The sequence below is a fragment of the Nonomuraea sp. JJY05 genome (genome assembly GCF_043496855.1).
Classification (GTDB): Bacteria; Actinomycetota; Actinomycetes; order Streptosporangiales; family Streptosporangiaceae; genus Nonomuraea.
Genome location: NZ_JBIEIS010000013.1, coordinates 290,473 through 296,894 on the forward strand (window position 1 = coordinate 290,473; position 6,422 = coordinate 296,894).

Annotated in this window: 5 protein-coding genes and 2 pseudogenes; 4 read left to right on the plus strand and 3 right to left on the minus strand. The window is 66.4% G+C overall.

Annotated elements, in window-relative coordinates; all coding sequences use genetic code 11:
* Positions 1 to 130: 130 nt before the first annotated feature.
* Together ACFKCF_RS22865 and ACFKCF_RS22870 are read left to right on the plus strand one after the other, a co-directional pair.
* A pseudogene (locus ACFKCF_RS22865) lies at positions 131 to 659 on the plus strand (AAA family ATPase); the annotation flags it as partial.
* A gap of 820 nt (positions 660 to 1,479) precedes the next feature.
* Positions 1,480 to 1,905, plus strand: a pseudogene (locus tag ACFKCF_RS22870) (RtcB family protein); the annotation flags it as partial.
* A gap of 175 nt (positions 1,906 to 2,080) precedes the next feature.
* On the opposite strand, the gene ACFKCF_RS22875 reads toward ACFKCF_RS22870, so the two are convergent.
* Positions 2,081 to 2,557 carry an archease gene (locus tag ACFKCF_RS22875; protein WP_394496437.1) on the minus strand — a complete coding sequence of 159 codons (477 nt, stop codon included), beginning with the start codon at positions 2,555 to 2,557 and terminating at the stop codon, positions 2,081 to 2,083.
* A 537-nt stretch (positions 2,558 to 3,094) separates the two neighbouring features.
* Here ACFKCF_RS22875 and ACFKCF_RS22880 point away from each other — a divergent pair.
* Positions 3,095 to 4,345 (plus strand): PP2C family protein-serine/threonine phosphatase, encoded by a 1,251-nt coding sequence (locus tag ACFKCF_RS22880; RefSeq protein WP_394496438.1) that lies wholly within the window; start codon positions 3,095 to 3,097, stop codon positions 4,343 to 4,345.
* A 164-nt stretch (positions 4,346 to 4,509) separates the two neighbouring features.
* Here the strand turns inward: ACFKCF_RS22880 and ACFKCF_RS22885 are convergent, their stop codons facing one another.
* Positions 4,510 to 4,716 (minus strand): cold-shock protein, encoded by a 207-nt coding sequence (locus ACFKCF_RS22885; protein ID WP_394496440.1) that lies wholly within the window; start codon positions 4,714 to 4,716, stop codon positions 4,510 to 4,512.
* Positions 4,717 to 5,094: 378 nt separating this feature from the next.
* Entirely contained in the window at positions 5,095 to 5,337 is a 243-nt protein-coding gene (locus ACFKCF_RS22890) for a hypothetical protein (protein WP_394496441.1), read from the minus strand.
* Between the two features lie 192 nt (positions 5,338 to 5,529).
* Here ACFKCF_RS22890 and ACFKCF_RS22895 point away from each other — a divergent pair.
* Positions 5,530 to 6,422: transposase (locus ACFKCF_RS22895; protein ID WP_394496443.1), on the plus strand; the 893-nt coding region annotated here is incomplete at its 3' end.

Below are 6,422 nucleotides of genomic sequence, written 5' to 3' on the forward strand. Positions count from 1 at the left end.
AACCTGAACCGGCGACGGCAATGGAACGATGTCAGGCGCAGCGTTGTTCGTCATGGCATCAGCTTGGTCACGTCGTTCCAGACGACTTGCTGCGCCATGGTCGAAGCGACCTCGGACAGGAGTCGATGAGGTGAACCCACTGACCACCAGCGCGTTCGATCTTCCCGACCACCTCTCCCCAAGCCGATCCAGCGCTGATCGCCGGCGATGAGCAGCACTTCGCGGAGAGCCTCGACTTGTGCCTCAGGCACATTGTCGGCGCGGACAACCCCGAGCCCGTCTACATCGGACGGCTCAGCCTTACCGACAGCGCGGGCTGGCGGCTGCCGCTCGACTGGCGCTCCCCCGCGGCCGAACCGTTCTTCGGAGCCACCCACGCCAACCCGATGAGGCCAGCGACCCGCCGCAGGTACCGCTAGACCCGCAACCGGATCAGCGACTACTGGGAGACGAATGTTCACCTCGGACGGGTTCGTGGGCACGCCGCGCTCGACGACCAGTCGGCCTTCATCGCCAGCCTGGGCAGCAACCGGTCGGCCCGGATGCATGACGTGCTCGACACTATCCAGGCCGACCAGGACGCCATCATCCGCCCGGGATCCCGCGGCGCTCTCCTCGGCGACGGCGGTCCGAGTATGGGCAAGACCGTCGTTGCTCTGCAGGTCAGTGACGCTGTCGGCAAAGGCGTGGGATATTCGCGGGATGATCTTGCAAGGGGGGCATGCTTGAGCTCGCGTCCCCGCACGTCAGAGCATGTTCGCTACTCGTTGAACAGCCGCTCTCCTAAAGCGGGTGCCGCAGGTTCGAATCCTGCCGGGGGGCACTCACCTGGATCGGCATTTTTGGCCCCTGACCTGCGGTTTCATAGCCGCAGGTCTTTGCTTTGCGGACCTTGATAGGCAGCCGACGGTGCCCGCATGCAGCCGTAAGACCATGATCAGGGGACATCGGTGGTATGATCTTGAAGGCGTTTCCCCAGGTCAGACCCTAATTCTGGCCTATCTGGGCCTCCGGCAACCCGCTACGACCGCCCGGGCATGGGACGAACACGGCCGTTGATCGTGCCAAATACGTGCGTAAATCCGAGCGTCCTTGCCGATGAGTTCGTCGTGAGCCACCACAGCCGTAGACGGTGGCGAGGTAGTTCAGGCTCATACGGGGCAGATCCCGTCAACGATCAGGTCAGCCCGGCCACCATTGAGGTCGTCGGCGCGCCGCTTGCCCATGACCAGGCTAGGCGTGGATGCTGGCGACACGGCGGTCTCAGTATGTTCGCATTGAACTGGATGCGCGACTCTCCCGCAGCCACCTCACCGGCGCCGTTCTCCGCTTTCTCGCCGCCAGGAACAACGCCGCCAAGTTGGTGCTGAGGTTCTCGTCGTCCACAGCGGTTCCCGAGGGCTGGGCGAACAGCTCCTGCGAGCGCACACCGAGGTCCACTGCGCGGGCCCTACTCCTGATCCCGACGCCTACCTGGCGATGCACGACGACGCCGTACGCTGGGGGTCGCTCAACCGGCGGCTGCTGGCCGCCCGGGTCGCCCATGCCCTGGGGGTTCGAGCCCACCGAGCCGATCGTCGACCAGTGCCACAACCTCGTCGAGGTCCGCGACGTGATCTACCTGCACCGCAAGGGGCCGCGCCGGGTGACGGCCGCGACGTGCTCATCGCCGGTACGCGAGGCACCCCGTCCTACCTCGTGGCCGCCCACGCCGGGCCGGACGCCGGCCATTTCGTGGCGCACGGCGCGGGCCGCAAGATGTCGCGCGCGGACGCTCTGCGCCGGGACCGAGCCAAGCACACGGTCGAGGAACTGCGCCGCACACCGATGGGGTCGCTGGTGGTGTGCGGCGACCGTCAGCTGCTCTTCGAGGAGGCGCCGACGGCCTACAAGCGCATCGAGCAGGTGATCGCCGACCTCGTCCACCATGACCTGGCCACACCGGTGGCCATCACGGTCCCCTGGTCACCTACAAGACGGCCGACCTCGGGTCCACGCCCCAGAGGGACCACCGGGACCAAAGGGACCACAGATGCTTCGAACCTCCCTGTACATGGTGCGACTGCTGAAACACCGCACGTTAGAGGTCCAGTTGCAGGCGGGCGCGCCACACACCGTCCATGCATCCGAACCGCACGCCGTGCACCGCGACCGCCGCAGGCGCCGTGGCCACGCGCTCGACGGCCTCGACAGGCACAGTGGCGAGCCGCACCTCGACCTGGCCCCTGGTCGCGACGGTTCGCTCATCTACCGACACGTCCACCGTCACCCGGCCATTCGCCTCGATCTGGCGGATCACCTCGTCCAACACGGCCACCAGCAGCGCCTCGTCGCTCTCCTCCACCAGGGCGAACATCACGCAGGCATCGGGCACCGCGTCGCCCACCCGGACGCAGCACTCCACCAGCGCCTGCACCGCCTCGGCCAGGCACTCCTCCCTGCCGTCCGCCCACGCCTCCACCGCGACGTCGGCCACCCGCAGGACCGCACGATGCCCCCGCACCATGTGCTTAGCCGTACCCTCACCCGACGGTGTCAGCCACGCACGGGTGACCATGGCGTGGCAGGCTAGGTCAGGCAGCCTGCCTACGGCCGACTCCCGTTCAAGCCAGGTAGCCGATGAGACGCAGGATTTCAGCCTGAGGGATTCGAGCCGAACTCGGGAGCGGAAACATGCGCTCCCGCAGGGCTGTCGACGGCGATGGCCGCCATGACGTGTTCGGCTGAGGCTCGCGTGTTAGCCACGGGTTGTCGCCAAGAGAATGCGGCTTTCACCGGGGAGCCGATTCTCGCCCTCCCCCGACGCCGGGCGAGGCCACAGTGCCGATTAGGTGCGACGTGCGCGAGCAGACCGTACGGTCCATCCGAGACAGGGCGTCGGGCGGGACAGGACCGCGGGCCGCACTCGAGCCGCCAACTCGACGCGGCGTGGACGGCCTGCGCGTTGAGTGCGACAAGATCGGCCTCTGCGGGTGGCTACTTTCACAAGCATCGGTGGGCGGTGAAATTGCTACACCGCCGGGTCCTCTTGCACGTCGGGCACCGTACGGCTCGTGAAAGGATCGTGGTCGGGTGCGTGGGGAGGAGGACGGTGATGGGGCTGGAGGTCCGCGATTATCTGAGCATGCTGTCGGAGGCGTCTGCGGCCATGACCAGCAGTCTGGATGCCGACACCGCACTGCGAAGGTTGTGCAGGATTCTTGTGCCCAGGCTGGCTGACTGGTGCGCGGTCGATCTGGTCGAGGGGGAGACCGTCCGACGGGTGAGTGTGGCGATGGGCGGCTCGGAGGCGCGCTTCGCTCGCATGCCAGGCAAGATCGGGCCCCTGTGGCTGGAGATGGAGGGCCTCCTCCTGCGAATCTTGCGTACGTCGGGTGCGCTGCTGATCCCTGCAGCCGTGAAGACCGAGGGAGAGTTGGCAGAGGCTCGCCTGCGCCTGCATCGGCTGCTTGCCGCCGACTCCGCGATCGTGGCGCCGCTACGGGTGCGCGGAAACGCGCTCGGTGCGCTGACGCTGGCCCGCCTCGATCCGGGTGAGCCCCTGACCGACGTGGATCTGCCATTCGTGGAGGATCTGGCCCATCGCGCCGCTCTGGCCGTGGACAACACCCGCCTGTACGGCCTGCAACACGAGATGGCCACCCGGCTCCAGCACTCCCTGCTGCCCCGGCTTCCCGACATCTGCCCGCTCCGCCTGGCGGCCGGCTATCTGCCCGCCCGGGAGTCGTCGCAGGTGGGCGGTGATTGGTACGACGCGTTCCGGCTCTCCGACGGGACTCCCACCCTGGTGATCGGCGATGTCGAGGGGCATGACATCACCGCCGCCACGCAAATGAGTGAGGTCCGCAACATGCTGCGGGCCCTGGCCTTCGATGGCCGTGAGGAGCCGAGCCAGGTGATGGCCCGCCTCGACCGGGTCCGTAATGGGTTGGACGGGAGCCTGCTCACCACCATGGTGCTGGCCCGTTTGGAAGGCCCGCCTACCGGCCCTTGGCAACTGCGCTGGGCCAATGCCGGGCACCCGGCGCCCTTGCTGATCACCCGGGACGGTGGCACCCGGTTCCTGGATGCGGGACGTGCGCCGCTGCTCGGCCTGGACCCCAGCCTGTCCCGCACTGACGCGATCGAGACGCTGTCGCCTCGATCGACCGTCCTGTTCTACACCGACGGGCTGATCGAACGCCGTACCGAGCCGCTGGACCGGGGCATGACCAGGCTGCGCAGACAGGCCGGTACCCTGGCTGGCGCCGACGTGCAGACGATCTGCGATGAACTGCTCGCCACCAACGACAAGGCCAACGAGGACGACATCGCGCTGCTGGCCGTGCAGGTTCCGGGCGAGTAGCTGCGGACCGGCGCTGCCAGCGCGGCCCCTGAGGGCCGCCGGGTTGATCGGAGCTCCATACGGCGCAGACGGCATTAAGCCGAACACCGACGGGCTGGAGAACATGGCCCTGCCCGCCCCATAGGTACGGAGCAGGCCAGGACGCATGACGCGCACGTGTCAGGTCAGGCGGGGACGATGTTCTCCGCCTGCGGGCCCTTCTGGCCCTGGACGACGTCGAACGCCACCTTCTGCCCCTCGCTCAGCTCGCGGTAGCCGCCGTTGGCGACGATGTTGGAGTAGTGCGCGAAGACGTCGGCGCCGCCGCCGTCCTGCGCGATGAAGCCGAAGCCCTTTTCCGAGTTGAACCACTTCACGGTTCCGGTTGCCATGCCGATCTCCTTCAGATAAGTGCAGAAGAAACGGAATCCGCACCGTGCGGAATCCCGTGTCGCCGCAATGAGCCCATCCGGAATGACCGGCAAAACAAAACGCACCCGAAGATCACACTCTGTCGGGCGCGCACAAGTCTCTATGGGTACCGCAACTGCAACTCTATTCAATCTAGCACATGTTCTGGGAGAGCCGCCCTCGAGCGTTCATAGCCATGGACGAGAGGCAGTGGGGAGCCACTCCGGCTGCCGCCTACCGCCCATCAGAGGTTTCGTCGCTGTGACTCATAGCGGTCGGAGCAAGGCCCGTGAGGCAGCCGAAGGAGCCATCCGAGCAGCTCGTCAAGGCAAGTGGTCGGCGCCGTCGATGTCACCCTGCTACTCCTCCTTGTGGATCGTGACAGCTTGGATCGCGGTCAACAGAATCGTGTGCACGGGGGATTCGTGTCGTGTAGCAGCGGATCCATGCGCGTACTCATCGAGCACAACAGTATTGCAGGAACGATCCAGTTCGACGACGGCCCCTTTGAGTGACTGACCTCCACGCAGGTGAACCGTCACCCGCTGTTGGTTGCCTTCCACGCTCGACAGCACATACGTCCATACGTCTACGTCCGCCATCAGTCCTCCGTAGGAATATCCAATAACCGGTCACGATCAGCTCCTACGCCTCTGGCGTGAGAAGGGCGTAGGTCTAGCTTGATCTTTAACCTTGGTGGCTGGTGAGACCGCGCCAGATTTCTCAGCAAGACAGCCCTTGGGTGATCATTCTTCTTGTCGAGGGAAGAAGATCCATAACCAAGGGCTGTCGTGATGACTAGTGTGCCTGATCTATGTCCGGTTGATGCATGGGGGGAGCTGACGCGGTTCCGGGCTGAGTTCTACGGCTGTCTGACCGCGCGGGCCGATGCGACATTCGAGCTGGCCGAGGCGGTGTTATGCAGTGATGGACCAGTGCGTTCGCTGGTGGAGTTGTCCCTGGTCGGTGAGCACCGTCGAGGTCATGGGTCGCTGTATGCGGCGTTGGATCGGGGCCGGCTCGACGTGGGGCGGCTGCGTCGGGCGTTGAGCACAGTGCCCCTGCCCAGAGCGGCAGACGGGCGGTTGGTGCTGGCGGTGGATGTCACGTGCTGGCTGCGGCCGGACGCTCACACCTCGCCGGAGCGGATCTTGTGCCACACCTATGGGCGAGGCAAGGACCAGCACATCATGATCCCGGGCTGGCCCTACTCGTTCGTGGTGGCGTTGGAGACGGGCCGCAGCTCGTGGACGGCGCCGCTGGATGCGCTCCGGCTGGCGCCGGGGGATGATCTGGCCGTGGTGACCGCCGTCCAGCTGCGCGAGGTGGTCGAACGGCTCATGGCAGCCGGGCATTGGCAGTCTGGTGACCCCGACATCCTGATCGTGGCCGATGCGGGTTATGACGGGCCGCGCTTGGCATGGTTGTTGCGTGATCTGCCCATCCAGATCCTGACCAGGATGCGTTCGGATCGGGTGCTGCGCCGGGCGGCCCCGGCGCGGGTGCCGGGGACCAACGGCCGGCCGCCGCGTCATGGGGGCGAGTTCATCTTCGGTGACCGGGGCAGTTGGGGCGAGCCTGACGTGGCCACCGAAGCTGAGACCCGCCTGTATGGGCGCGCCACCGCCTGGGCTTGGGATCGGCTGCACCCGCGGTTGACCCGCCGTGCGGCCTGGGCCGATTCGGC

Excerpts from the sequence above, each read along its gene's own strand:
- ACFKCF_RS22875 (WP_394496437.1), bottom strand. The coding sequence starts at position 2,557 with ATGGTCACCCGTGCGTGGCTGACACCGTCGGGTGAGGGTACGGCTAAG.
- ACFKCF_RS22880 (WP_394496438.1), top strand. The coding sequence starts at position 3,095 with ATGGGGCTGGAGGTCCGCGATTATCTGAGCATGCTGTCGGAGGCGTCT.
- ACFKCF_RS22885 (WP_394496440.1), bottom strand. The coding sequence starts at position 4,716 with ATGGCAACCGGAACCGTGAAGTGGTTCAACTCGGAAAAGGGCTTCGGC.
- ACFKCF_RS22890 (WP_394496441.1), bottom strand. The coding sequence starts at position 5,337 with ATGGCGGACGTAGACGTATGGACGTATGTGCTGTCGAGCGTGGAAGGC.